Source organism: Sinorhizobium sp. RAC02 (assembly GCF_001713395.1).
Lineage (GTDB): Bacteria > Pseudomonadota > Alphaproteobacteria > Rhizobiales > Rhizobiaceae > Shinella.
Genome location: NZ_CP016450.1, coordinates 3,625,721 through 3,651,664 on the forward strand (window position 1 = coordinate 3,625,721; position 25,944 = coordinate 3,651,664).

The 25,944-nt window shown below is 63.6% G+C and carries 24 protein-coding genes, 1 tRNA gene and 1 pseudogene; 15 read left to right on the plus strand and 11 right to left on the minus strand.

What is annotated here, in order from left to right:
* Window positions 1-23: 23 nt before the first annotated feature.
* From BSY16_RS17440 to BSY16_RS17455, 4 genes are all read right to left on the minus strand, one after another.
* Window positions 24-1,025, minus strand: coding sequence for an esterase-like activity of phytase family protein (locus BSY16_RS17440; protein WP_069060842.1), 1,002 nt, complete (start codon window positions 1,023-1,025; stop codon window positions 24-26).
* A gap of 31 nt (window positions 1,026-1,056) precedes the next feature.
* Window positions 1,057-2,958: a cobaltochelatase subunit CobT gene (cobT, locus tag BSY16_RS17445; RefSeq protein ID WP_069060843.1), complete on the minus strand. Its 1,902-nt coding sequence runs from the start codon at window positions 2,956-2,958 to the stop codon at window positions 1,057-1,059.
* 18 nt (window positions 2,959-2,976) lie between these two features.
* Window positions 2,977-3,975, minus strand: a complete 999-nt coding sequence (cobS, locus tag BSY16_RS17450) for a cobaltochelatase subunit CobS (RefSeq protein ID WP_069060844.1) — start codon at window positions 3,973-3,975, stop codon at window positions 2,977-2,979.
* A gap of 123 nt (window positions 3,976-4,098) precedes the next feature.
* Entirely contained in the window at window positions 4,099-4,722 is a 624-nt protein-coding gene (locus tag BSY16_RS17455; RefSeq protein WP_069060845.1) for a J domain-containing protein, read from the minus strand.
* Between the two features lie 119 nt (window positions 4,723-4,841).
* On the opposite strand from BSY16_RS17455, the gene BSY16_RS17460 reads away from it, so the two are divergent.
* Window positions 4,842-5,123 carry a BolA family protein gene (locus BSY16_RS17460; protein WP_069060846.1) on the plus strand — a complete coding sequence of 94 codons (282 nt, stop codon included), beginning with the start codon at window positions 4,842-4,844 and terminating at the stop codon, window positions 5,121-5,123.
* Here BSY16_RS17460 and BSY16_RS17465 read toward each other — a convergent pair.
* The 3 genes and pseudogenes from BSY16_RS17465 to BSY16_RS17475 all read right to left on the minus strand — a co-directional run.
* Window positions 5,124-5,831, minus strand: a pseudogene (locus BSY16_RS17465) (transporter associated domain-containing protein); the annotation flags it as partial.
* A 209-nt stretch (window positions 5,832-6,040) separates the two neighbouring features.
* Entirely contained in the window at window positions 6,041-7,168 is a 1,128-nt protein-coding gene (gene aroB / locus BSY16_RS17470; RefSeq protein WP_150129991.1) for a 3-dehydroquinate synthase, read from the minus strand.
* 10 nt (window positions 7,169-7,178) lie between these two features.
* On the minus strand, window positions 7,179-7,757 hold the full coding sequence (locus tag BSY16_RS17475; RefSeq protein ID WP_069060848.1) for a shikimate kinase: 579 nt from the start codon (window positions 7,755-7,757) through the stop codon (window positions 7,179-7,181).
* A gap of 153 nt (window positions 7,758-7,910) precedes the next feature.
* Here BSY16_RS17475 and BSY16_RS31985 point away from each other — a divergent pair, with 153 nt between their 5' ends.
* The 5 genes from BSY16_RS31985 to BSY16_RS17495 all read left to right on the plus strand — a co-directional run bounded on the left by BSY16_RS31985 (window position 7,911) and on the right by BSY16_RS17495 (window position 12,059).
* Complete coding sequence (locus tag BSY16_RS31985; RefSeq protein ID WP_150129992.1) at window positions 7,911-8,060, plus strand: hypothetical protein; 150 nt, start codon at window positions 7,911-7,913, stop codon at window positions 8,058-8,060.
* Window positions 8,057-9,004: a site-specific tyrosine recombinase XerD gene (locus BSY16_RS17480; protein WP_069060849.1), complete on the plus strand. Its 948-nt coding sequence runs from the start codon at window positions 8,057-8,059 to the stop codon at window positions 9,002-9,004. Before BSY16_RS31985 ends, BSY16_RS17480 begins: the two co-directional genes overlap by 4 nt.
* Before the next feature lie 76 nt (window positions 9,005-9,080).
* Window positions 9,081-10,034: an acetyl-CoA carboxylase carboxyltransferase subunit alpha gene (locus BSY16_RS17485; protein ID WP_069060850.1), complete on the plus strand. Its 954-nt coding sequence runs from the start codon at window positions 9,081-9,083 to the stop codon at window positions 10,032-10,034.
* Window positions 10,035-10,287: 253 nt separating this feature from the next.
* Window positions 10,288-11,814 (plus strand): L,D-transpeptidase family protein, encoded by a 1,527-nt coding sequence (locus BSY16_RS17490; RefSeq protein ID WP_069060851.1) that lies wholly within the window; start codon window positions 10,288-10,290, stop codon window positions 11,812-11,814.
* Window positions 11,811-12,059 (plus strand): sulfurtransferase TusA family protein, encoded by a 249-nt coding sequence (locus BSY16_RS17495; RefSeq protein WP_069060852.1) that lies wholly within the window; start codon window positions 11,811-11,813, stop codon window positions 12,057-12,059. The genes BSY16_RS17490 and BSY16_RS17495 overlap by 4 nt, the downstream gene beginning before the upstream one ends.
* A gap of 3 nt (window positions 12,060-12,062) precedes the next feature.
* Here the strand turns inward: BSY16_RS17495 and BSY16_RS17500 are convergent, their stop codons facing one another.
* Entirely contained in the window at window positions 12,063-13,232 is a 1,170-nt protein-coding gene (locus BSY16_RS17500) for a CobW family GTP-binding protein (protein WP_069060853.1), read from the minus strand.
* A 15-nt stretch (window positions 13,233-13,247) separates the two neighbouring features.
* A complete protein-coding gene (locus tag BSY16_RS17505; RefSeq protein WP_069060854.1) occupies window positions 13,248-14,360 on the minus strand; it encodes a D-alanyl-D-alanine carboxypeptidase family protein in 1,113 nt (370 codons plus the stop codon).
* Window positions 14,361-14,491: 131 nt separating this feature from the next.
* On the opposite strand from BSY16_RS17505, the gene BSY16_RS17510 reads away from it, so the two are divergent.
* On the plus strand, window positions 14,492-15,652 hold the full coding sequence (locus tag BSY16_RS17510) for a M20 aminoacylase family protein (protein WP_069060855.1): 1,161 nt from the start codon (window positions 14,492-14,494) through the stop codon (window positions 15,650-15,652).
* A 63-nt stretch (window positions 15,653-15,715) separates the two neighbouring features.
* Here BSY16_RS17510 and BSY16_RS17515 read toward each other — a convergent pair whose 3' ends face one another.
* Window positions 15,716-15,946 carry a hypothetical protein gene (locus BSY16_RS17515; protein ID WP_069060856.1) on the minus strand — a complete coding sequence of 77 codons (231 nt, stop codon included), beginning with the start codon at window positions 15,944-15,946 and terminating at the stop codon, window positions 15,716-15,718.
* A gap of 159 nt (window positions 15,947-16,105) precedes the next feature.
* Here BSY16_RS17515 and BSY16_RS17520 point away from each other — a divergent pair.
* The 7 genes from BSY16_RS17520 (at window position 16,106) to BSY16_RS17550 (ending at window position 22,559) form a co-directional block, all read left to right on the plus strand.
* Window positions 16,106-16,182, plus strand: a tRNA-Arg gene (locus BSY16_RS17520).
* 7 nt (window positions 16,183-16,189) lie between these two features.
* On the plus strand, window positions 16,190-17,179 hold the full coding sequence (locus tag BSY16_RS17525; protein WP_083242942.1) for an AraC family transcriptional regulator: 990 nt from the start codon (window positions 16,190-16,192) through the stop codon (window positions 17,177-17,179).
* Window positions 17,180-17,382: 203 nt separating this feature from the next.
* Window positions 17,383-18,660 (plus strand): ABC transporter substrate-binding protein, encoded by a 1,278-nt coding sequence (locus tag BSY16_RS17530; RefSeq protein ID WP_069060857.1) that lies wholly within the window; start codon window positions 17,383-17,385, stop codon window positions 18,658-18,660.
* Between the two features lie 66 nt (window positions 18,661-18,726).
* Window positions 18,727-19,590 (plus strand): carbohydrate ABC transporter permease, encoded by an 864-nt coding sequence (locus tag BSY16_RS17535; RefSeq protein WP_069060858.1) that lies wholly within the window; start codon window positions 18,727-18,729, stop codon window positions 19,588-19,590.
* On the plus strand, window positions 19,587-20,399 hold the full coding sequence (locus BSY16_RS17540) for a carbohydrate ABC transporter permease (protein WP_069060859.1): 813 nt from the start codon (window positions 19,587-19,589) through the stop codon (window positions 20,397-20,399). Before BSY16_RS17535 ends, BSY16_RS17540 begins: the two co-directional genes overlap by 4 nt.
* Window positions 20,400-20,417: 18 nt before the next feature.
* Window positions 20,418-21,461: an NAD(P)-dependent alcohol dehydrogenase gene (locus BSY16_RS17545; RefSeq protein WP_069060860.1), complete on the plus strand. Its 1,044-nt coding sequence runs from the start codon at window positions 20,418-20,420 to the stop codon at window positions 21,459-21,461.
* Between the two features lie 3 nt (window positions 21,462-21,464).
* The gene (locus BSY16_RS17550; RefSeq protein ID WP_069060861.1) at window positions 21,465-22,559 is read left to right on the plus strand and encodes an ABC transporter ATP-binding protein; all 1,095 of its coding nucleotides are present in this window, start codon (window positions 21,465-21,467) and stop codon (window positions 22,557-22,559) included.
* Between the two features lie 52 nt (window positions 22,560-22,611).
* Here BSY16_RS17550 and katG read toward each other — a convergent pair whose 3' ends face one another.
* Window positions 22,612-24,828 carry a catalase/peroxidase HPI gene (katG, locus tag BSY16_RS17555; RefSeq protein ID WP_069060862.1) on the minus strand — a complete coding sequence of 739 codons (2,217 nt, stop codon included), beginning with the start codon at window positions 24,826-24,828 and terminating at the stop codon, window positions 22,612-22,614.
* A 198-nt stretch (window positions 24,829-25,026) separates the two neighbouring features.
* Here katG and BSY16_RS17560 point away from each other — a divergent pair, with 198 nt between their 5' ends.
* Entirely contained in the window at window positions 25,027-25,941 is a 915-nt protein-coding gene (locus BSY16_RS17560; protein WP_069060863.1) for a LysR substrate-binding domain-containing protein, read from the plus strand.
* Window positions 25,942-25,944 lie beyond the last annotated feature (3 nt).

Below are 25,944 nucleotides of genomic sequence, written 5' to 3' on the forward strand. Positions count from 1 at the left end.
CGTCCGCACTCTGCGGGCGGCTTTTATTTTGCCTTCAGCAAGCGGAATTCCAGCATCAGGTTGCGCTGGAGAATCGAGTGGTTGTCGTCGGACACGACGATGATGCGGATATCGTCGTCCGCCACCGCCACGACGTCCAGCCCTTCCATATTGTCGATCTGGTGGCTGAGATTGGCGTCGATCAGCACCTCGCCATCGACCACCGCACCGGGGCGGATCGTCGTGCCGTCGATCCGGCGGATGCGCATGCCGACGCCATCCGACAGCCGGAAGCGGCGTTCCAGCAGCAGGAGGTCGCCGTTCGGCAGGAAGGCGCCGTCGGTGATGTCCCAGGGGTCGTTGCGGGTCACGGCGAAGGTGCCGGCCAGCGGGCCGTCGAGCACAGCGGCGAGCACATTGCCGTCGGCATCGAGGCTGCGCTCCGTGACCGTCACCGGCACGGCGCCGAGCGGGCCGGCCGCCGGCGACATGGCCAGCGTCTCCATGCCGCGATTGCTGCGCAATTCACGCCGGGGGAAGGGGAGCGGCAACTGGCGCGACGGTTTGGCGTCCAGGAAGCCCGGATCCGGATAGACGTCGATGCGGTGAACCGCCTCGAAACTGACGAGCAGCTCGCCCTTGCCGATCGCCAGGCCCTCGGCATCCATCTGGTACTTGACGTTCTCGTCCTGGCCGTCGGCGTTGAACATCGAGCGCGTCTTCAGGTCCGCAAGCCCGCTCAACCGGCCTTCGGCATCGCGTTCGATACGGCCGGTCAGCCAATGCCCGGTATCGAGCACGGCGACGAAGCTTTGATGATCTTCGCGAAAGCGGATCGCCGAGACGGCGCCGAGCAGCGGATTGCTCGACGAATAGCTGATGCCGCCGAGAAATTCGAGCTTGCCGAAGGTGCTGTTGTCAGAGCCCAGCGCGAACTGCGAGACGGCGTGGTTGACGACCGGCAGGTCTATGACCTCGGCCGCCACGGGCCGGGCCAGCGGCAGCGCGAGTACCACGGAGAGAGCGAGAGCCGGGAGGCTCCACACGAAGCCTCCGTGGCGCCGTTGCCGCGCCGGTTCAGCCCGCACGGCGGCGGCCGGCGGGGCGTCGGCTGGTCGCTTCGTCGGCGAAGAGCGAGGCGAGCTGCTCGGTCATGGCGCCGGCCAGTTCGTCCGCATCGACGATGGTGACAGCGCGGCGGTAGTAGCGGGTCACGTCATGGCCGATGCCGATGGCGAGAAGCTCGACCGGCGAGCGCGTCTCGATCTGGTCGATCACGGCGCGCAGGTGCCGCTCCAGATAGTTGCCGGGGTTCACCGACAGCGTCGAATCGTCGACCGGCGCACCGTCCGAGATCATCATCAGGATGCGGCGCTGCTCGGGGCGGGCGAGCAGGCGGTTGTGCGCCCAGATCAGTGCTTCGCCGTCGATGTTTTCCTTGAGCAGGCCTTCGCGCATCATCAGGCCGAGATTGCGCCGCGCGCGGCGCCACGGGGCATCGGCGCTCTTGTAGACGATGTGGCGCAGGTCGTTGAGGCGGCCGGGCGATTGCGGCTTGCCGCTGCCGAGCCATTTTTCACGCGACTGGCCGCCCTTCCACGCCTTGGTGGTGAAGCCGAGGATTTCGACCTTCACGCCGCAGCGCTCCAGCGTGCGTGCCAGAATATCGGCGCAGGTGGCGGCGACCGTGATCGGCCGGCCGCGCATCGAGCCGGAATTGTCGATCAGCAGCGTCACGACCGTGTCGCGGAAGGTCGTGTCCTTCTCGCGCTTGAAGGAGAGCGGCTGCATCGGATCGATGATGATGCGTTGCAGGCGGGCGCTGTCGAGGTAACCCTCTTCGAGGTCGAATTCCCAGGCGCGGTTCTGCTGCGCCATCAGGCGGCGCTGCAGGCGGTTTGCCAGACGACCCACTGCCCCCTGAAGATGGGCGAGCTGCTTGTCGAGGAAGGCGCGCAGCCGGTCGAGTTCCGCTTCGTCGCAGAGCTCTTCGGCAAGAATCATCTCATCGAACTCTTCCGTGAAGACCGTGTAGTCGACCTTCTCGTTGAAATCGGTGAAAGGGTGGTTCGGGCGTCGGACTTCGCCGGGCGTTTCCGTATCGTCGCCGTCATCCTCGACGAGATCGTCGTCGGAGATTTCCGCGCCGTCCATCTCGCCCTCGTCCATCTGTTCGTCGGACGTCTCGTTTTCGTCGGCGGGCGCCGAATCGTCGCCTGCGTCTTCCTGGCTTTCGTTGTCTTCCTGCTCGTCGCTGCGCGGCTGGTTTTCGTCTTCGGGTGTTTCCGAATCGTCCGGCTCGGTCTCGTCGTCACCGTACTGCTCGGCAACGTTCATCGAGGCGAGCATGTTGCGCACGACGCGGGAGAAGGCCTGCTGGTCGTTGATGGCAGCGGAAAGCCCGGCCATGTCCTTGGCGGCCTTGTCCTCGATGAACTCGCGCCAGAGATCGAGCACCTTGCCGGCGGAGGCCGGCGGGACCTGGCCCGTCAGTTTTTCGCGCACGATCAGCGCGACGGCCTCTTCGAGCGGCGCATCGGCCTGTCGGGTGATCGCGCCAAAATTGGCCTTGGCGTATTTCTCCGTCAGCATGACGTTGAGGTTCTGCGCCATGCCCTGCATGCGGTTGGAGCCGATGGCTTCCACGCGCGCCTGCTCGACGGCATCGAAGATCGCCCGCGCATCCGCACCCTGCGGCGACATGGTCGCGTGGATGCGGGCGTCGTGGCAGGCCTTGCGCAAGGCCATGCTGTCGCCGAGGCCGCGGGTGATCGCGACTTCGGTCGGCGAGGGGCGCTTGGTCAGTTCCGGCAGGCGAATGCGCTCGCCGGTCATGCCGGGCCGCTCGTTGGCGAAGGTGACCTCCACCTCCGCATCACCGGAGACGGCGCGCACGCAGCCCGTTACCGCACGGCGGAACGGCTCCATGTCGACCACGCCGCCGGGCCTCGGCTTCGAATTGTCTCCGCGAGCAGCCATGACTTTCCTAACCGACCGTCAGGCCGTCGCCTCAAGCACGATGTTGGCGGCACTTTCCTTCAGCTCGACGCCGAAGGCGCGCTGGTACAGCTCGGCAACCAGCGTGCGTTCCAGTTCGTCGCACTTGTTGAGGAAGGTGACGCGGAAGGCGAAGGCGAGATCGCCGAAGATCTCGGCATTTTCACCCCAGGTGATGACCGTACGCGGGCTCATCACGGTCGAAAGATCGCCGTTGATGAAGGCGGCGCGGGTGAGATCGGCGACGCGCACCATGCGCGAGATCGTGTCGCGGCCGTCCTTGCCAGAGGCGAGACGCTTCACCTTGGCGGCGACGATGCTGACTTCGTGGTCATGCGGCAGGTAGTTCAGCGTGGTGACGATCGACCAGCGGTCCATCTGCGCCTGGTTGATCTGCTGCGTGCCGTGGTAGAGGCCTGTCGTATCGCCGAGGCCGACCGTGTTGGCGGTGGCGAACAGGCGGAAGGCGGGGTGCGGGCGGATGACGCGGCTCTGGTCGAGCAGCGTCAGGCGACCGGCGGATTCCAGCACGCGCTGGATGACGAACATCACGTCCGGGCGGCCGGCGTCATACTCGTCGAAGACGAGCGCGACATTGTGCTGGTAGGCCCAGGGCAGGATGCCGTCCTTGAATTCGGTGACCTGCAGGCCGTCCTTGACGACGATGGCATCCTTGCCGACGAGGTCGATACGGCTGACATGGCTGTCGAGGTTGACGCGCACGCAGGGCCAGTTGAGGCGGGCGGCGACCTGCTCGATATGGGTCGACTTGCCCGTGCCGTGATAGCCGGAGACCATGACGCGTCGGTTATGCGCGAAGCCTGCCAGGATGGCGAGGGTGGTTTCCCGGTCGAACAGGTAGTCCGGGTCGAGGTCGGGCACATAGGCGTCCGCCTTGGAATAGGCGGGGACGCGAAGGTCCGTATCAATGCCGAAAACCTCCCGGACGGATACCGTGGTATCGGGGAGGTTGGAAATATCGAGATCCATCTTGCTCATCACGTCTCCGTGGGCCGCCGCCACCCGAGCGTCTGCCCAATATCCTGTTGTGCGCCGACTATGCTCTTCCGTTTGACCGCATTTATGCGGCACCGGGCGATTCCGCCCGACTGAAAAAATGCTCTAGCAGAAGCCGGCCTGCTTTAACAATTGATATGCTTGGATGACCGCGCGAAAACGCTCCTCCGAGCCTCTATCTCCGCCATTTGCATCGGGGTGATGCTTTTTGACAAGGGCTTTGTAGGCGGTCTTGATGTCCTGGGCCGTCGCGGTAGCGGCAAGACCAAGCGTGTCGTAGGCCTTTGCCTCCAGTGTTTTCAGCTTTCTGGCGCGCGGTTCCATGCGCGGACCACGTCCCTTGCCCTGGTCGACGAAGCCGAAAGGATCGCGGATGCGCTGATTTGCCCCGGCTGTTCCGGAGCGCGCGGTGCCCTGTGCCGGGCCGTTCTTGGACGCCTTGTTGACGCCGATCGTCCAGGTCGGACGGTGGCCGGTGATGGCTTCCTTCTGGTAGCGGGCGATCTCGCCGTCGGAGAGGCCGGAGAAGTAGTTGTAGCCCTTGTTGTATTCCTTGACGTGCTCGAAGCAGAACATGAAATACTGGCCTTCGGCATTGCGGCCGACGGGCGCGCGATGCACGGCGTTATCCTCGCAGCCATCCCACTGACAGGTCGGCGCGGAGCGTTCGGGACGCTCCACGCGCCGCTTCGTGCGAATGCGGTCAAAGTATTTGGAATCGAGTTTCATGGCCCCATTATGGGGTTCCGGACGGCCTGCAACAAGAATTGACAAAGCGGAATGTTGCTGGCTTTGTGGGACCCTTTTTCTGCGTCGCGGCGCATGATTTCACCCTGCCGAGGTTTCCCATGTCCATGAAATCCAGCATCGCCGAAAAACTCGGCGCCGCCTTTTCGCCCGAGCGTCTCGAGGTCATCAACGAGAGCCACCTGCATGCCGGCCACAAGCCGGAATTCGACGGTGAAGGCGAGACGCATATGCGTGTGCGCATCGTGGCATCGGCCTTTGCCGGCATGAGCCGGGTGGCACGCCACCGGGCGATCAACGATCTGGTGAAGGCGGAGTTCGATGCGGGGCTGCATGCGCTGGCCGTCGAGGTGGCAGCACCGGGCGAGCCGACGCGCTGGTGATCAGCCGCGCGGCTGCTCCGGCTCGACGGGGCGGATGCGCAGCTTCGTGATGCGGTTCTTCACCCGCTTCATGACGATGAAGCGCTTGCCGTAGAAGGTGAAGGCCTGGCGCTCTTCGGGGATCGACTTCGATTCGTGGATGACGAGGCCGGCAATGGTGGTCGCTTCCTCGTCCGGCAGCGCCCAGTCGAAGGCGCGGTTGAGGTCGCGGATCGAGACGCTGCCATCGACGACGAGCGAGCCGTCCGCCTCCTGGCGCACGCCCTGCATGTCGAGGTCCTTCTCGTCGGAAATGTCGCCGACGATTTCCTTCAGGATGTCCTGCAACGTGACGAGGCCCTGCACCTCGCCATATTCATCCACCACGGTGGCGAAATGCTCCTTGCGGCGCAGGAAGGCGGCGAGCTGTTCCTTGAGCGTCGTCGTGTCAGGCACGAACCAGGGTTTTTGCGCGACTTCGGTGATGTCGAGGTTTTTCGGCTCGACGCCCGGCACGGTCAGCGCACGCAAGAGGTCCTTGGCGTGCACCACGCCGACGATATTGTCCACCGAACCCGACCAGAGCGGCATGCGCGTATAGGGGCTTTCCAGCACCGCCTTGACGATCTCCTCCGGCCGATCGCCGGCATTGAGCGCGCGCATCGTCGTGCGGTGGATCATGATGTCGGAGACTTCCAGCGCGTCGAGGTCGAGCACGCCCGTTGTTTTTTCGCGGTCGGTCCTCGTGGGGGTATTGTCGCGGGCGGTTTGCCCGTTCCGGCGATCACTCTCCGTTTCACGCGTTTCCTGACGGCCGCGCCAGAGTGCGGCGAGCGGCGTCTGCCTGCGGAAGATCAAAATGGCGAGGGGGATCAGGCCGAGAACAACGATGATCAGCAGCCATGGGAAGGGAGCGAGCGCGATGGACGTATCGCTGTTCATTGCGGCAGTTTTTCGTTGAGGAAAGCGATGACTTCGGATTGCGGCACATCGTCGGCAACGAAGGACTGGCCCACGCCGCGCGTCAGGATGAAGGTGAGCTTACCGCCCTTGACCTTCTTGTCCTGCGCAATGGCGTCCATCAGGGTTTCGGCCGGCGGCAGGCCGCCGGGAATCTGATCCATCGACGTCGGCAGACCGACTTCGCGCAAATGGGCTTCGACACGCTTGCCGTCATCGGGGCTGCAAAGGTTCATGCGGGCGGAGAACTGGTGGGCGAGCACCATGCCGATCGAAACGCCCTCGCCGTGTACGAGGCGGGCGCTGTCATACTGCGTGGCGGCCTCCAGCGCGTGGCCGAAGGTGTGGCCGAGATTGAGCAGCGCGCGCTGGCCGTTCTCGCGCTCGTCGGCGGCTACGGCGTCGGCTTTCGCCTGACAGCTGGTGGCGATCGCCTCGATGCGGGCCTCACCACCGGCAAAGACCGCCTGCCAGTTTTTTTCCAGCCACGCGAAGAAATCCGGCTTGTCGATCAGGCCGTATTTGGCGACCTCGGCATAACCGGCGCGGAATTCGCGCAGGGACAGCGTATCGAGCACGTCCGTATCGGCCAGCACGAGATCCGGCTGGTGGAAGACGCCGATGAGGTTCTTGCCGTGCGACGAGTTGATGCCGGTCTTGCCGCCGACGGAGGAATCGACCTGCGCCAACAGCGAGGTCGGTACCTGGATGAAGCGCGAGCCGCGGCGTGCGATGCCGGCGGCAAAGCCGGTGAGGTCGCCGATGACGCCGCCGCCCAGTGCCACGACCGCGTCGTTGCGCTCGATGCGGGCGGCCAGCACGCTGTCGCAGACGCTGATCAGATGCTCGAAGCTCTTGGTTTTTTCGCCGGCCGGCAGCACCAGCGAAACAGAATCGATGCCTTCGGCCTTCAGCGACGCCATGAAGCCGTCGAGATAGAGCGGGGCGACATACGCATCGGTGATGACGGCGATCTTGCGGCCCTTGAGGCGGCTGGCGATCTCGCGGCCGGCAGTAGCGATCAGGCCGGGGCCGATCAGGATATCGTAGGCGCGATCACCCAGTTCGACCCGTACGGTGCGGCCGGCGGTGGCATTGGCAGTCATGGTCATCTCGTCAGCTTCTTCTGGTGGCGGTGATCGCGGCGAGCACCTCTTCCACCATGGTTTCCTTTTTAACGTCACGCGACAGGACCGTGAGATCGGCCTCCGCATAGATCGGGTAGCGTGCGTTCATGAGGTTTTCGAGCGTCTGGCGCGGGTTTTCCGTCTTCAGCAGCGGACGGGTGTCGCGCTTGTTGACGCGCTCCCACAGCACATCAAGATCGGCCTTAAGCCAGACGGTGAGCCCGCCGCGCCGGATGTGTTTTCGCGTGTTCTCATTGATATAGGCGCCGCCGCCGGTCGACACGACCCGCGGGCCGGAGCGTAGCAGGCGCTTGATGACCCGGGTTTCGAGTGCGCGGAACTCTGCCTCACCATAGGCCGCAAAGAGATCGGCGATCGACATGCGCGAGACGCGTTCGATTTCGTGGTCGGAATCGATGAAGGGAATGCCGAGCGCCTGCGCCGTCAGGCGGCCGACCGCCGACTTGCCGGCGCCCATCAGGCCGATCAGGACGAGGTTGCGCTTGCCGAGCGCTGCCCGGGCCTGCTCGGCGAGCGTAAGAGGGGCCGGTTCGATCAGCTCGGTCATTGCGTTTTCCGGGGTTTCGTCCCCTTCCGTATCGACAAAAGTGCCGGAAGCGTCAAGTCTGCCGGAGCCTTCATCTCTTGTGCCGGCGTATGGCCGGTCTTGCGCTTGAGATAGGCGGAGGCGATATAGGAAGGCATCGTCCCGGAGAATGCCATGCCCACCCTTTTCCGATTCCTGTTCGTCTGTGCCGTGATCGCCGGGTCGATCTACGGCACGATGGTGGCGCTGGTGACCTTTGTCGAGCCGACGGAGCGCGAGGTGACGATCCGCATCCCGTCCGAACGGGTGAATCCACAGCCATGAGGGACCCCTCCGCCCTTCAGGTCGAGTCTTTTCTCGAAATGATGAGCGCCGAGCGCGGTGCTGCGACGAATACGTTGCAGTCCTACGAGCGGGATCTGGAGGATGCGCGGTCCTTCCTCAATGAACGTAGCGTGCGCCTGACCGAGGCGACACCGGACGACCTGCGTGCCTATCTCGGTCATCTCGCCAGGCAGGGTTTTGCCGCGTCGTCGCAGGCGCGGCGGCTTTCCGCGCTCCGTCAGTTCTTCAAGTTCCTCTACGGCGAAGGCCTGCGCGGCGATGATCCGACCGGTATTCTCGATGCGCCGAAGAAGGGGCGCTCGCTGCCGAAGACGCTGAGCGTCGACGATGTCTCCCGCCTCATTGCTCGGGCAGAGGCCGAAGTGGTTGAGCCCGGCGGCAATCTTCTCCTCAAACGGCGCATGCATCTGCTTGTCGAACTGCTCTATGCGACGGGCATGCGCGTCAGCGAACTGGTTTCGCTGCCGGCAAGCGTGCTGGCGCAGACGGGGCGGTTCCTCGTGGTGAAGGGCAAGGGCAACAAGGAGCGGCTGGTGCCGTTGTCGCGCGCTGCCGTTTCGGCGCTGGAAATCTATGGCGAGGCGCTGGCAGCGGAGATCGGCGACGATCCGGCGGCAGGCCGCTTCCTCTTTCCGGCCCAGAGCAAGGAGGGCTTTTTGGCGCGGCAGGTGTTTGCGCGCGACCTGAAGGCCCTTGCCGGCCGAGCCGGCATCCGCGCTTCGACGCTGTCGCCACATGTGCTTCGCCATGCTTTCGCCAGCCACCTGCTGCAGAACGGCGCGGACCTGCGCGCCGTGCAGGAACTGCTTGGCCACTCGGACATTTCGACGACACAAATCTATACACATGTACTGGAAGAACGGCTCCACCAGCTCGTTCAAACCCATCACCCTCTTGCCAAACAGGCAAAAAAACAGGATTAGGACCCCTCTCGGTGCGACCGGCCCCTGGCCGACGGCATCCTGGCGCGGTTTGAGCAAACGATCGGAAACGCATCTCATGCACAACTACCTCGATTTCGAAAAGCCCATCTCGGATCTGGAAGGCAAGATCCACGAGCTCAGGAAGCTCGCCGAAGAAGATGAGAGCATCGACACGACGGATGAGGTCGGCCGACTGGAGGTCCGCGCCCGCGAGGCGATGGCCGACATCTATTCCAAGCTGACGCCCTGGCAGAAGACGCAGGTCGCCCGTCACGCGCAGCGCCCGCACTTCCTGGAATATGCAGCACAACTCTTCGAAGAGTTCACGCCGCTCGCCGGCGACCGCAAATTCGCCGAAGACGAAGCGATCCAGGCTGGTCTCGGCCGCTTTCGCGGCGAAGCCGTCGCTGTCATCGGCCAGGAAAAGGGCAACGACACCAAGTCGCGCCTGAAGCACAATTTCGGCAGCGCGCGGCCGGAAGGCTACCGCAAGGCCATTCGCGTCATGGAAATGGCCGACCGCTTCGGCCTGCCGATCATCACGCTGATCGATACCGCCGGCGCCTATCCGGGCATCGGTGCGGAAGAGCGCGGCCAGGCGGAAGCTATCGCCCGTTCCACCGAAATGTGTCTCAATGTCCGCGTGCCGATCGTTTCCGTCGTGCTCGGCGAGGGTGGCTCGGGTGGCGCGATCGCCATTGCGACCGGCGACCGCGTCTACATGCTGGAACATGCGATCTACAGCGTGATCTCGCCGGAAGGCGCTGCCTCCATCCTGTGGCGCGATTCCACCCGCGCCAAGGAAGCGGCGAGCAACATGAAGATCACGGCGGAAGACCTGAAGGCCTTCGGCATCATCGACGGCATCATCCAGGAGCCGGTCGGCGGCGCGCATCGTGATCCGCAGGCTGTGATCGCCCGCACCGGCGATGTCATCGCGGCGGCACTCAAGGACCTCGGCGCCAAGCCGGGCGACCAGCTTCGCAAAGACCGTCGCCAGCGCTACCTCAACATCGGACGCCAGCTCTAAGACCAATCGCCGTTCGGTCCATGCCGGGCTGCAAATGGCGGTTGTCTCTGGCGAATTGTTGCCGATTGGCGGCCCTTGGGTCGCCACCGCCCAATCTCGGCCATAATCCTTGTGTCTGAAACGTTGCGGTCTTCCGGCAGCGCGCGAAAAAATTTCCGGTTAAGAATTTATGAAGTATAAGCCGGTTACCACTGCGCGTCCGCCGAGCCGGCGTGACGGCACGCGATCTGACGACTGTTGACGGACCTTTCGAATGCGCCTGACTGTTCTTGCCGCTGTATCGCTCCTCGCTGTGGCCGCTAGCGGCTGCACCAACGAGACGCTTGACACGTTCGACAAGGTCGACGTCGATATCACGAAGGTTTCCAACAAGACCAACTACCAGCTGTCGTCGGCGGTACTGGGCAAGCTTTCCTCGATGGGCATCGACCGTTCCTCGCCGATGCTGCTGCGCATCTTCAAGGAAGAGGGCAGGCTGGAACTCTGGAAGGCTGACCGGGCGAACCGCTTCAAGCTGGTGCGCAACTACAAGATCTGCGCCTGGTCCGGCAAGCTCGGCCCGAAGACCAAGGAAGGCGACCGCCAGGCGCCGGAAGGGTTCTACCCGCTCTCCAAGGCGAACATGAACCCGAATTCGAGCTACTATCTCGCTATCAACACCGGTTATCCGAACACCTTCGACCGCGCCAACAAGGCGAGCGGCACGCATCTGATGATCCACGGCGCGTGCTCGTCGTCTGGCTGCTATTCGATGACCGATGAGCAGATGGTGGAGATCTTCGCCTTTGCCCGCGACGCCTTCGGCGGCGGCCAGTCGACGATCCAGCTTCAGGCCTTCCCCTTCCGCATGACCGCGGAAAACATGGCGCGCCACCGCGACAATCCGCATATCGACTTCTGGAAGATGCTGAAGGTCGGCTACGACCATTTCGAGCTGACCAAGCGGCCGCCCGAGGTCAATGTCTGCGAGAAGAAGTACGTCTTCAACCAGCAGTCCGACAAGCCATTCTCGCCGACCGGCGCCTGCCCGGCGACGACGACGCCCGCTGCCCTCGAAGTGGCGCTGAACAGCTACAACAAGACCTATGCCGCCGCCTACGCGACGGCGATGCAGAAATATAATGGCACGGTCTGGATCGAGCCCTCGGAAGCCCAGCGCAAGGCGATCGTCGCCGACCAGCGCAAGGGCCGCGAACTTGCCTATGCGCCGACCGGCAATTCGCTCGATGCCGGCAAGCTGATGACGGCACACGAAATCGCCGAGCAGAAGCGCAAGGCCGAAGAAGCGGAAAAGCGCAAGGTCGAGGCTGCGGAACGCGCCGTGCGCGAGGCCGAAGAGGCCAAGCTTGCGGCCGAACAGCAGAAGATCAAGGAAGCAGAAGCTTTTGCCGCCGACGTTGCTGCCGCGAAGGCGGCCAAGCAGGCAGAGGGCAAGGGTGCTCTGCCGGTGCCGGAGGAAAATCCCGGCGTCGCGGTCGTCGAGAAGAAAGAGCCCAAGCCTTTCTGGAAGATCTGGGTGAAGGACGAAGAGCCGCGCAAGGTTGAGCCTGTCCCTACCGTGACGCAGCAGACCCAGCAGACACAAGAGCAGGTGACGAGCGAAACCGGCCAGCAGGCGACGCGCAAGGAAGCGCACACCTCTGTCGCCGAGACTGCCGGCCAGCGTGTGGAGACACCGGCGGAAGGCGCTGGCGCCCTCCCGGTGCCGGGCGATAACGCCAATGTTGAAGTCGTCGAGAAGAAGGCGGAAAAACCCTTCTGGAAATTCTGGCAGAAATGACCATAGCGGCTGGTCGCGATGGCCCCGAGGTCTATGACTTGCGTGGGCTGAAATGTCCCCTGCCGGTGATGAAGACGCGCAAACGCCTGTCGGCGATGACAGCGGGGGCAGCGCTTTGGGTCGAGACCACCGATCCACTGGCCGTCATCGACATTCCGCACTTCTGCCATGAGGATGGCCACGCGCTCGAAGCGAGCGAGCGCGTCGAAGTGGGACACCGTTTCCTGATCCGCAAGAAAGCTTAAGCTCTAAAGACGCAGGCCCGGTATGGCGAGCGGGTTGTCCTCCAGGGCGGCGCGGTCCGGGCGGTCGATCTTCGGCGTGCCGGTGAAGGCGTCGAAGAGGTCACGCACGAAGGCTTCCGGCAGGTCCTTGGTGATCAGCACCAGCCGCGTGCGGCGGTCCGATGCTTCCGGCCAGGCGGGCAGGCGCTCCGGCGGATGGAAGACGCTTTGCACGCCATGCAGCACCAGCGGACGCTCCGGGCTGGTGGACATCAGCACGATGCCCTTCATGCGCAGCAGCTTTTCGCCATGCGCAGAGCGCAGCAGGTCGATGAACATGTCGAGCGCCATCGGATCGACCGGACGATCGTGCACGATGCTGAAGGAGCGGATCGTGGCATAGTGGCGGGTCACGTCATGGGCGTGCTGATGGCTGTGGCCGTGATGGTGATGCCCATGGTCATGATGGTGGTCGTGATGATGGTGATGCCCATGATCGTGGTGATCATGATGCTCGTGCGTTTCCTCGTGCAGCCAGCGCCGGACATCCGGAATCTTGCTGCCGGGATCGTAAAGGCCGTTGGCCAGCAGGTCCGGACCGACCAGGCCAGGCGTATCGGCGTCTGATACGGTCGCGCGTGGATTGAGCGCGGCGATCTCCCGCTTCACGGCCTCCACCGTCGCCGCGTCGGCGAGCGAGGTCTTGCTGATCAGAATACGGTCCGCGACGGCGACCTGTTTGACCGCTTCCGGATGGTTGGCGAGCGTCGACAGGCCGTTTGCGGCGTCAACGACGGTGATCACCCCATCGAGAGTGAAGGAATGGCTGAGCACCGGATTGCCCATGACCGATTGCAGCACGGGAGCAGGATCGGCAAGGCCGGTGGTTTCGATCACCACGCGCTTCAGCGGCTGGATCTTGCCCGTCTGCATGCGGTCCATCAGGTCGGCCAGCGTGTCGACCAGCTCGCCGCGGATCGTGCAGCACAGGCATCCGTCGGACAGTTCGATGATGCCGTCGCTCGACTGCTCGACGAGCAGATGATCGATGCCCACTTCGCCGAATTCGTTGATGATGACGGCCGTGTCGGTGAGCGACGGGTCCTTCAGCAGGCGATTGAGCAAAGTCGTCTTGCCTGCGCCCAGAAATCCGGTGAGCACGGAAACCGGCACGCGCCGCTCAGCGAGGGTCATGGTCTTTCCTGTCAATCAGTAAGTGGGCCGCGGGATCGGGATCGGCACATTGGCGACATCGCCCATGTCGCCTGAGGCAACTTTGTCGTTGCCGGCCGTCTTCGCCGCTTCGCCGTTCAGAAGGCCGGCGAAGACGAACTTCAGCGGCCGGTCCAGCTCGTGGATATAGGGTGACACCAGCTTTTGGCGACCGGCTTCGTCGCGGCCTTCGCTGCGCACCTTGGCGGCGTGCTTCGAGCAGATCTCCTGCGAGACGTCGGTGACGATGTCGCGTGTTTCGCCATAGGGGCGGAGCTGGCCGAGCGTCGGCACTTTGCCCGCGCGCATCGTCAAGCCCTTCTCCAGCATGCCGGCCGAGATGTCGGCGCGAGCGCCGAGGCTGTCCGAACCAAGCACCACGGAAACGACGCTGCGGCCGTTGCGGGTGGCGGAGGACACCTGGTTGAAGCCGGAGGCGCAGATGAAGCCGGTCTTCATGCCGTCGGCGCCATCGAAGCGGCCGATCAGCATGTTGAAATTCGGGTACTGCTTCTTGCCGGTCGTAAACCCTTCCAGTGCGAAATAGGGCGCGTATTGCGGGAATTCGCGCTTCAGCGTCACGGCGAGAACGGCAAGGTCGCGCGCTGTCGTGTACTGGCCCTTGCCGGGCAGGCCGTTGGGATTGATGAAGTGCGACGAGCTCATGCCGATGCGGGCGGCCTCGGCATTCATGCGGTCGACGAAACCCTGCTCGGAACCGGCGATCGATTCGGCGATGGCGACCGACACGTCGTTTGCCGATTTGACGAGAATGATCTTCAGTGCGCTGTCGAGCGTCATCTTCTGGCCGGGCTTGAAATACATCTTGCTCGGCGGCTCGGCGGCGGCATGTTTGCTCATCACGACCGGGCTTTCCAGCGACAGCTCGCCGGCCTTGATGGCGCGGAACACCGTGTACGCCGTCATCAGCTTGGTGAGGGAGGCGGGATACCAGCGCTGGAAGGCATCTTCGTGCTCGATGACCTGGAGCGTGTTGACGTCCACCAGCATGCGCGGGGCGGCCGTTGCTGTCGTGGCCAGAAGGGAGGCTGCCAGGAGCAGGGCGGGGCTCAAAAGCCGTGCGCTCCGGCGCGTCGTTCGTCCGTTCATCTGCAAGGGTGTGTCCTCGAAATCGGGAGTTGTCTCGAACCGTCGCCCTATTTAACCTATATGGCACGGTGATGGCAAAGCCATCGAATGCAGATGGCCAAATTTCCGGCCAAGTAGGACAGGAAAAACGTATGCCCATTCTCAACCGCGCCGCAGAAATGCAGGACGAAATCGCTGAATGGCGCCGGACAATCCATCGCGAGCCGGAAATCCTCTTCGCGGTGGAGAAAACGGCTGCCTTCGTGGCGGAGAAGCTGCGCGCGTTCGGCGTGGACGAAATCGTGACCGGCATCGGCCGCACCGGTGTCGTCGGCCTCATCCGCGGCAAGGGCGAGGGACGCACGATCGGCCTTCGCGCCGACATGGATGCGCTGCCGATCGAGGAAGCCAGTGGTAAGCCCTGGGCGTCTACCACCAAGGGCAAGATGCATGCCTGCGGTCATGACGGCCACACGGCCATGCTGCTCGGCGCGGCAAAATATCTTGCCGAGACGCGCAACTTCTCCGGAAATGTCGCGGTCATCTTCCAGCCGGCCGAAGAAGGCGGCGGTGGCGGCAACGAAATGGTCAAGGACGGCATGATGGAGCGCTTCGGCATTGCCGAGGTCTACGGCATGCACAACCTGCCGGGCATGGCGGTCGGCTCCTTCGGCACGCGTCCGGGGCCGATCATGGCGGCGACCGACGAGTTCGTCATCACAGTCAAGGGCCGCGGCGGCCATGCGGCGCTGCCGCACAAGACGGTCGACCCGATCGTCATCGGCGCCTATGTGGTGACGGCGCTCCAGACCATCGTGTCGCGCGTCGCCGATCCGATCGCCTCGCTCGTCGTCTCCGTCACCAAGTTCAATGCCGGCTTTGCCCATAACGTCATTCCCGAGCAGGCGCAGCTTGCCGGCACGGTGCGAACGCTGAGTGCGGAGATGCGCGAGGAGGCCGAGGCCCGCATCCGCCAGATCTGCGCGGGTCTTGCGGCCGCGCACGGCGCGGAGATTACGGTCGGCTATCATCGCAACTACCCCGTCACGGCAAACCATCCGGAAGAAACCGGCCATGCGGTCGCTGTCGCTCAGGAGATTGCCGGCGAGGCTGCGGTCGATCCGGCGCTTGATCCGATGATGGGCGGCGAGGATTTTTCCTACATGCTGCTGTCCCGTCCCGGCGCCTTCATCTTTATCGGCAACGGCGATACGGCGGGCCTCCATCATCCGGCCTACGATTTCAACGACGACGCCATCCCGCATGGCGTGACCTACTGGGTGAAACTCGCCGAAAGCCGGCTCGCTGCCTGACAAAAAAGAGCCCGGCTGCAGGGACGTCAGCCGGGCGAGGCGGGGAGGATGGGATACGTGCGATCAGTGGCAGGCACGGATCTTCTTGATGACGAGGTTGCCCCACTTGTCGTAGCGCTTCACCTTCTTCCAGAAGCAGTCGTAGCCATAGTCGTCGCTGATGGTGACGTGAGCGCCGTGGCCCCAGCCATGGCCGAAGCCGAAACCGATCGAAAAACCGCCGGCCTGGGAGGGCGCGGCGAAGGAAAGTGCCGCTACGGTTGCGACGACAGCGGAAAGCATGATCTTGCGCATGGACAGTCTCCTTGGGTTTTGTTGGGTGGAGCCATCTCCATCCGATGACCTGACTGTCGCATGGCGCGGCCCGTCGCGCTGTTCCGCATGGAACGTATGAACGTTCGCGCGGAAAATCTCTTGGCTTCGAGCCCCGGCTTTTGTATGGGTGCAGTTAGTGGTCCCGTAGCTCAGCAGGATAGAGCACCAGATTCCTAATCTGGGGGTCCCGCGTTCGAATCGCGGCGGGATCACCAAAGAGACATGGCGCCCGATAGTGCGGAGCAGGCCTTGCAGATCCTGGGTGGAAAACGCGACCGTGATGACGAGCCGGAGGCAAGGCCGTCGCCGCTGGCGTCGAGCCCGCCGACCTTCGAGCACATCATCACCGGGGCCGACGAGAGTTTTCTCTGGCGGCTCGATGATTATCCGTGGGAGCGCAATGTCTGGAATTTTCATCCCGAGTTCGAGATCCATCTGATCCGCAAGGGCGGCGGCGTCGCCTTTGTCGGCGACTATATCGGGGCCTTTTCCGCGAACTATCTCACGGTCATCGGCAGCGATCTGCCGCATGACTGGGTGACGATGACGGCACCCGGGGAGATCATCGAGGGGCGGGATATCGTCGTTCAGTTTCATCCCGACCGGATCCGCGAGGCGACACGGCTTCTGCCGGAATTCGCGCAGCTCGAGACATTTTTCGCGCGCGCCCAGCGTGGGCTCGTCTTCCATGGCGAGACGCTGGCGAAGGGCGTCGATCTAGTCGAGCGCATGGGCGAGATGAGGGGGATGGCGCGGCTTGCCCTGTTCCTGCAACTGCTCGATTTGCTCGGTAGTTCTTCCGAGTTCGATATCCTCTCCTCGCCGGAATATTCGCCTAAGCTCGATGCGGAAACGCTGGACGTGCTGCAGCGGGCGCTGGTGTTCATCTATCGCAACTTCGCATCCGACATCCGCCTCTCCGACGTGGCGGACCTTGCCGGCATGAGCGAAAGCGCCTTTTCCCGCTTCTTCAAGAAGAACACCGGCAATACCTTTACCGACCATGTCAACAAGCTGCGCATCTGGCAGGCCTGCAAGCTGCTGGCCGAAAGCGAGATGCCGATCACCGACATCTGTTTCGAGGTCGGCTATTTGAACATCTCCAACTTCAACCGCACCTTCCTGCGGCAACACCGCATGACGCCGTCGGCCTATCGGCGGCTGGCGCCGCATCGCCGGTCACTGCGCGACGATGTCGTCGCAATCCGATGAAACCTTGCGCACGCAGCAGGGTTTTTTCGCAGTGCAGCATAACAATTCGCATTAAAGTATAGAATCGTCGCATGGCGCGCGCTAGCTCGCCGCATTTCCTCCGCTAGTATCAGCATTAGCGAAGATATTCGCTGTCAGATTGACGCCGGCGCGAGGAGGTTGCGTCGCGCCAACCATCGAATCCTTAGGGGAGGTTCATGTCCATGAAAACCGTGAAGACGCTCGTTTCGAGCATCGCCTACGCATGCCTTCTTGCCAGCTCGGTCTCGTCGATTGCGCTCGCCGCGGAGTGCTCCGGCACGATCCGCGTTCTTGCCCAGCCGCGCGACGGGCTGACGCTTCTCGAAGACTACAAGGATGAGTTCGGCAAGCTCAGCGGCGGCGCGTCCTTCGAAATCGACTATCTCAACGAGAACGATCGCCGCGCCAAGACAAAGGCGGACGCATCCACCATCGGCAAGTACAATGTGTACTATGTTGACGAGGCGAATATCGCGCTCTTTGCCTCATCGGGCTGGGTCGCGCCGCTCACGGACTATTATCCGAGCGAATACGACTATGCCGATTTCGACCCCGGCCGGCAGAAGGTTGCGACCTATGACGGCAAGGTCTGGTTTGCGCCGATTACCGGCGGCGGCGACCTGATGGTCTACCGCAAGGACCTGCTCGAGGCTGCCGGCATCAAGCCGCCGACGACGCTCGATGAGCTGAAGGTCGCGGTCAAGGCGCTGCATCAGCCGGACAAGGGCATCTACGGTATCGCACTGCGTGGCCAGCGCGGTTCGGGTGCCAATGTCTGGCGCTGGATGCCCTATTTCAAGGGCTTCGGCGGCGAGTGGTTCGATGGCACCACGCCGAAGTTCAACAGCGATGCGGCGATCAAGGCTACGGAAACCTATCTCGACCTCTTCCAGTATTCCGCACCCGGTACGAAGACCGGCGGCTGGGACGAATCCACCGGCGCCTTCACCTCCGGCCAGGTCGCGATCCTGATCGAATCCACACCGCTCGTCGGCATGGCGATCGATCCGAAGTCCTCGCAGGTTGCTGGCAAGGTGGGGTACCTGCCGCCGCCGACGCCGCTGACCGGCGGTGGTTACGGCCACGGGCTTGCCATCGGCACGAAGGCCAATGCGGACGAGGCTTCGAAGGCCTGCGCCGGCCTGTTCATTGCCTGGGCGACCTCGAAGGAAAACGAGCAGCGGCGTCTTGAAGCCAACCAGTTCAGCGAGCTGAACCGCACCAGCATCATGACGAGCGACACCTTCGCCAAGCTCTATGGCCCGGATCTCGGCCAGGCGCTGGCCGATACCGGCAAGGTCACCGCCGTCAACTTCTGGCAGAGCCCGCTGTGGCCGGATCTCGGCGACCGCTGGGGCATCATCCTGGAAGAGCTGATCGCCGGCTCGCGCACGGACATCAAGGATGGCCTGAGCGAACTCGAAGGCTTCGCCAAGGACCTCGTCGCCCGCAGCCAATAAGCCTTTGAGCCGCGCGGCCGCTTTCGCCTCCCGAGACGGCGGCCGCGCAATCCTGAGGGATCATCCATGAAAACCAGAACCAGCCTGCCCGCCGTCTTCCTAGTGCCGCCGCTTGCCATTCTCGCGGTGCTCGCCTTCGTGCCGACGGCCTATGCCATCTACATTTCCTTCCGCAACCGTGAACTCAGCCGTCCCGACGGCAGCTTCGTCAGGATCCAGAACTATCTCGATCTGTTTTCCGATCGCCGTTTCCTCAATGCCGTCGGCGTGTCGCTGACCTGGGAGGTCGTCACGGTGACGCTGACCCTTCTCGTCGCGGTCGGGCTCGGCATCCTGCTCTTCGAGTTCGCCTCTGCCCGTATGCGCACCGTGATGACGCTGCTCTTTCTGGTTCCGGTCATCCTGCCGCGCGTCTCGGCGGCCTTCGTGTGGAAGTTCGCCTTCCATCCGCTCTATGGCATCGTCACCTATCCCTACAAGGCAATCACCGGCCAGCCGCTCGACCTCCTGTCGAGCCCGGTGACCGCGCTGATGACGGTGGCGCTGGTCGATGTCTGGCAATGGGGCCTGTTCTTCGCCGTCATCGTGCTGAAGCTCTTGGAAACCCTGCCGCCGCAGCCTTTCGAGGCCGCAAGGCTCGACCATGCGCGCAGCTGGGAAATCTATGCCCACATCGCTATTCCCATGCTGAAGGCGCCGCTCATCTCGCTCACCTTCATCAAGATGATCGAGTCGCTGCGCGCCTTCGACCTCATCTATGTCATGACCCGTGGCGGCCCCGGCATCGCGACGGAAACGCTCGACATGTACGCGTTCTCGCAGGGCTTCATCGAGTCAGGCCGCATCTCCTATGCCTCGAGCATGGCGGTGCTGATGATGGTCGCGACGACGGTGATCTTCACGGTGATCTGGAAGAGGGTGAAGCCATGAGCATCTCGCGCTTCCTCGGCAGGTCGGTGCTCTATCTGGCTGCCTTCTCCGCGGTGTTCCCCATGGTTTGGACGGTGATCAACGCCTTCAAGAACCGGGTGGATATCGTTACTCCGACGCCGCTCTTCCTCTTCACGCCGACGCTCGACAATTTCGCCTATGTGCTGGGGCGGGAGAGTGTTTCGGCCGGCCTCGTGAACTCGCTTGTCATCGCCGGCGGCTCGGTCCTCATCGGTGCGCTGCTCGGCCTGCCGGCGGCCTACGCCATCGCGCGCTATCCGAACCGCTGGTCCGCCGACATCCAGTTCTTCGTGCTGTCGCTGCGCTTCCTGCCGCCGGTGGCCGTCGCCATCCCGCTGATGGTCATCTGGCTCGATCTCGGCCTCTACGACACGCGGCTGTCGCTGATCGTCACCTATACGCTGCTGACGCTGGCGACCGTCATCTGGCTCGGCGTGCCGGCCTTTGCCCGGGTGCCGAAGGAGGTCGAGGAGGCCGCGCGCGTCGATGGCTACGGCCCCTATGCGGTCTTCCTGCTGATCGCGCTGCCGATTGCCTCACGTTCGCTGATCGGGGCCGTCGCGTTCGCCTTCGTGCTGGTCTGGAACGAGTTCCTGATCGCGCTGATGCTGACGACTTCGGACGCCAAGACGCTGCCGATCGTCGCCTCGGAACTCACCCAGCTCGGCCGTGACGTGCCCTGGGGCATTCTCAATGCCTCGGTGGTGCTGCTTTCCATCCCGCCGCTCCTGCTCATCGGCATCCTGAGCGGCCTCCTCAACAATGCCTTCCGGCGCAAGAGCAATTGACGACAGGATAGTTAAACCATGCAAGCCTTGGTTCTCGAAGAAAAGGGTGTGCTTGCCCTTCGCGATATCGATCTTCCGCTGGCAATCGGGCCGGACGATGTGAAGATCGCCATCCACACGGTCGGCGTCTGCGGCAGCGACGTGCATTACTATACCCATGGCGCGATCGGTCCCTATGTGGTGCGCGCGCCCATGGTGCTCGGCCATGAGGCGGCGGGCACGATCGTCGCGGTTGGCGAAAACGTCCGTCACTTAGCAGTCGGAGACCGGGTCTGCATGGAACCGGGCATCCCGGACCTGTCCTCCCGCGCCTCGAAACTTGGCCTCTACAATGTCGATCCGGCGGTGCGCTTCTGGGCGACGCCGCCGGTGCATGGCATTCTTACGCCCTATGCGGTGCATCCCGCCGCTTTCAGCTATCGCCTGCCGGACAACGTCTCGTTTGCAGAGGGAGCCATGGTCGAACCCTTCGCCATCGGCATGCAGGCGGCGGCGCGCGCGCGCATCGTGCCGGGGGATGTGGCAGCGGTCATCGGTGCCGGGCCGATCGGCATCATGGTTGCGCTGGCGGCGTTGGCTGGCGGTTGCAGCCGCGTGCTGATCTCCGATTTCAGCGCTGAGAAACTAGCCATTGCTGCGGCCTATCCGGGCATCGAGCCGGTGAACCTCAGGGAAACAACCTTCGCCGCGGCTATCGGCAAGGCGACCACGGGCTGGGGTGCGGACGTGGTATTCGAGGCGAGCGGCAGCGCCAAAGCCTTCGAGGGCCTGTTCGATCTCGTGCGGCCGGGCGGCGCCGTCGTGCTGGTCGGGCTGCCGGTCGATGCCGTGCGCTTCGACGTGCCGGGCGCCATCTCCAAGGAGGTCCGCGTCGAGACGGTGTTTCGCTACGCCAATGTCTTCGACCGCGCGCTGGAGCTGATCGCTTCCGGCAAGGTTGACTTGAAGCCGCTGATCACCGGCACCTATGCCTTTCACGACAGCGTCGCTGCCTTCGAGCGCGCGGCCGAGGCGCGGCCAACGGATGTGAAGCTGCAAATCCGCGTACAAGGGGGAAATTGACTGATGGCGAACATTGTCTGTGCCGGGGTGGACAAGGCCTATGGGGCCGTCAACGTCATCCGCGATTTCAACCTGGAGATCGCGGACCACGAATTCGTGGTCTTCCTCGGGCCATCCGGCTGCGGGAAATCCACGCTACTGCGCATGATCGCGGGACTGGAGGACATTTCCGGCGGTGAGGTCTCGATTGCCGGCCGCGTCGTCAATGATCTCGAGCCGCGCGACCGCGGCGTGGCGATGGTCTTCCAGAACTACGCGCTCTATCCGCATATGACGATCTACGACAACATCGCCTTTGGCCTGAAGCGCATGAAGGTCGACAAGGCGGAGATCGACAGTCGCATCCAGGCCGTGGCCGGAACGCTCGGGCTGGAACCATACCTTTCGCGCAAGCCGACGGAGCTTTCCGGCGGCCAGCAGCAGCGCGTGGCGATTGCGCGCGCCATGATCAAGACGCCCCGGGTCTTCCTGTTCGACGAACCGCTCTCCAATCTCGACGCCAAGCTGCGCAACCACATGCGCGTCGAGATCGCGCGCCTGCACCAGGCGCTGAAGACGACGACCGTCTATGTCACGCACGACCAGCTGGAGGCAATGACGCTCGCCGACCGTATCGTGTTGATGAAGGGCGGCGCGATCGAACAGGTCGGCACGCCAGCGGAAATCTACGAGCGGCCGCGCACGCTTTTTGTTGCCGGCTTCATCGGCACGCCCAACATGAATTTTGTCGATGTGACGGCGCATGCGGATGCGGAGACATGGCGGCTTGATGGTGATGGTGTCCGCTTCACGGTGTCCCGCGCGCGCTTCGATCTCAGGGAGGGGCAGGCTGTCACGCTCGGTGTGCGGCCCTCGGCGCTCGTTGCAGGCGAGGGGGTGGAAGGCGCTGCCAACAGGCTTGCGGGTGTCATCGACCTCGTCGAGTTCCACGGGGACGACGCCCTTGTGTCCTTCCGGGTCGGCGGCAAGGAGGTCAGTGCGCTGGTTCCGGCAACGGTGCGGCCGAAGGCGGGCGCGCCGGTCGCATTTTTCGCAAAGGAAGAGGCCCTGCATCTCTTCGACCGCGCCTCAGGCATGTCTCTGCTGCGGGCTGAGTAATCGCGGTAAATGAAGACGGGCGCGGCTGGAGACCAGCCGCGCCCGCTTTTCTTTAAGACCGGACGAGATCGAAGCGGTCGGCGTTGACCACCTTGTTCCAGGCCGAAACGAAGTCCTTGACGAACTTCTCCTGCGCATCGCTTTCGCCGTAGACCTCGGCGAAAGCACGTAGCTGCGAGTTCGAGCCGAAGACGAGGTCGGCGCGAGTGGCGGTCCACTTCACGTCGCCGGTCTGGCGGTCGCGGCCTTCGAAGACGGTCTGGTCGTCCGATGCGGCCTTCCAGGCCGTTCCCATGTCGAGCAGGTTCACGAAGAAGTCGTTCGTGAGCGCGCCCGTGCGCTTGGTGAAGACGCCGTGCTGGGACTGGCCGTGGTTGATGTCGAGCACGCGCAGGCCGCCGAGCAGCACGGTCAGTTCCGGACCGGTGAGGGTCAGGAGATTGGCCTTGTCGATGAGCAGGGCTTCTGCCGGGATGCTGGCATCCGACGTGTCGTAGTTGCGGAAACCGTCCGCAACCGGCTCAAGCACGGAGAAGGATTCGACGTCGGTCTGGTCCTGCGTCGCATCGGTGCGGCCGGGCGTGAAGGGCACGTCGACAGCGTGGCCGGCTGCCTTTGCCGCCGTCTCGATACCCGCGGAGCCGCCAAGCACGATCAGATCGGCCAGCGAGACCTTCTTGCCGCCGCTCGCCGCGTCATTGAACGCCTTCTGGATGCCTTCCAGCGTTTCGAGAACCTTGGCAAGCTGGGCCGGCTGGTTGACCGCCCAGTCCTTCTGCGGGCTGAGGCGGACGCGGGCGCCGTTTGCACCGCCGCGCTTGTCCGAACCGCGGAAGGTCGAGGCGGAGGCCCAGGCGGTCGAGACGAGTTCGGATACGCTGAGGCCCGAAGCAAGGATCGTCTGCTTCAGGCTAGCGATATCGGCGGAATCGATCAGCGGATGATCGACGGCGGGGACCGGGTCCTGCCAGATCAGCTCTTCCTGCGGCACTTCCGGGCCGAGGTAGCGGGCGCGCGGGCCCATGTCGCGGTGGGTCAGCTTGAACCAGGCGCGAGCGAAGGCGTCGGCAAACGCATCCGGGTTTTCGTAGAAGCGGCGGGCGATCTTCTCGTAGGCCGGGTCGGCGCGCAGCGCGATATCGGTGGTGAGCATCGCGGGGGCATGGCGCTTCGACGGATCGTGGGCGTCCGGCACCGAGTTCGCACCGGCATCGTGCTTGGGCTTCCACTGGTGGGCGCCGGCCGGGCTCTTCGTCAGTTCCCATTCGTAGCCGAAAAGGTTCCAGAAGAAGTTGTTGGTCCAGCGCGTCGGCGTCGACGTCCAGGTAACTTCCAGGCCGCTGCCGATCGCGTCGGCGCCCTTGCCGGTGCCGAACTTGTTGTCCCAGCCGAGGCCCTGCTGTTCGATCGTGCCGGCTTCCGGGTCGGAGCCGACGAGGCTTGCGTCACCCGCGCCATGGGTCTTGCCGAAGGTGTGGCCGCCGGCGATGAGAGCTACGGTTTCCTCGTCATCCATCGCCATGCGGGCGAAGGTATCGCGGATATCGCGTGCGGCTGCCAGCGGGTCTGGTACACCTTCCGGGCCTTCCGGGTTGACGTAGATCAGGCCCATATGCGTGGCCGATAGCGGCTTGTCGAGCTGGCGCTCGCCGGTGAAGCGCTTGTCGCTGCCGAGCCAGGTGGTCTCGGAACCCCAATAGGTGCTTTCATCCGGCTCCCAGACGTCAGCGCGGCCGCCGGCGAAGCCGAAGGTCTTGAAGCCCATCGATTCCAGCGCGACGTTGCCGGTGAGGATGAAGAGGTCGGCCCAGGAGATTTTCCGGCCGTATTTCTGCTTGATCGGCCAGAGCAGGCGACGGGCCTTGTCGAGGTTGACGTTGTCCGGCCAGCTGTTCAGCGGCGCGAAACGCTGCTGGCCCTGGCCGCCGCCGCCGCGGCCGTCGAAGATGCGGTAGGTGCCGGCGCTGTGCCAGGCCATACGGATGAAGAGCGGGCCGTAGTGCCCGAAGTCTGCCGGCCACCAATCCTGCGAATCGGTCATCAGGGCGCGCAGATCCGCCTTGAGGGCCTCGTAGTCGAGGGTCTTGAATTCGGCGGCATAATCGAACTGTTCACCCAGCGGGTTGGACAGGGCGGAATACTGGTGCAGCAGCTTGATGTTCAGCTGGTTCGGCCACCAGTCGCGGTTCGACCGCATGGACGAATCTGCTGCGATGCGCCCGCCATGGGCGACCGGACACTTGCCCGCGGTTTCGACTTTCGTATCCATGATTGTTCTCCCGTCTGATCTGAATGGTGTTCCGCCGGAGGCCTTGGCACGTCTCCGGGGCCGAGTTGTGTTGGCGGATGCGAAAAGACGCGCCCGCCCTGGGCGATGACCTGAGGTTCATCTCCTTACATAGGGACTTAGCAAAAGGCCGGCATAAATTTAAGTTTGATTTATTGATCGGCGCGATAAGATAAGGTTATGATGAACTTTACCCTCAGGCAACTGCGCTATTTTGAAGCGATGGCGCGCCACAATCATTTCGGACGGGCCGCCGATGCCTGCTCGATTTCCCAGCCGGCACTGTCGACGCAGATCAAGGAACTCGAAAAGGAGCTCGGCAGCGATCTCTTCGAGCGCGGCGCGCGGCAGGTCCGGCTCACCAGCTTTGGCGAGGCCTTTCTCGTGCGCGTGCGGGAAATCCTGCGTTCGGTCGACGAACTGGGCGATGTGGCACGGGCGGCCAGGAACCAGCTGGCAGGGCGTCTTAGGATCGGCATCATCCCGACCGTCGCGCCCTATATGCTGCCTGCGATCATCGGCAATCTCACCCGGCTTTATGACGGGCTCGACATCCATGTGCGGGAAACGCAAACCGCGAAACTGGTGCAGGAGCTGACGGAGGGCCGCCTCGATACCGCAATCGTCGCTTTGCCGGTCTCCGAGCCATCGCTGACCGAAGTGGCGCTGTTCAACGAGGATTTCGTGCTCGTGCGGCCGGGCAAGGACGAGGGGAAGCCGGTTCCCAATCGTGACATGCTGAGCGAAATGCGGCTGCTCCTGCTTGAGGAGGGGCATTGTTTTCGCGAGCAGGCACTGTCCTTCTGCAAGGTAAACACGGAGCGCCCGCGGGAATTGATGGATGGGAGTTCGCTGTCGACGCTGGTTCAGATGGTCGGCGCCGGTATCGGTATCACCTTGATTCCGGAGATGGCCGTGGCGGTGGAAACCCGTTCGGCGACCGTATCGATCGCGCGCTTCAATGCTCCGCAACCGTCCAGAACGATCGGCATGATCTGGCGCAAGACCAGCCCCCTTGCCGAACAGCTTTTGCAGATTTCGGAAGTGGTGCGTCAGTCGGCCGGCGACGTCGTCAGGTCAGGTTTGCCGGCGTGAGGT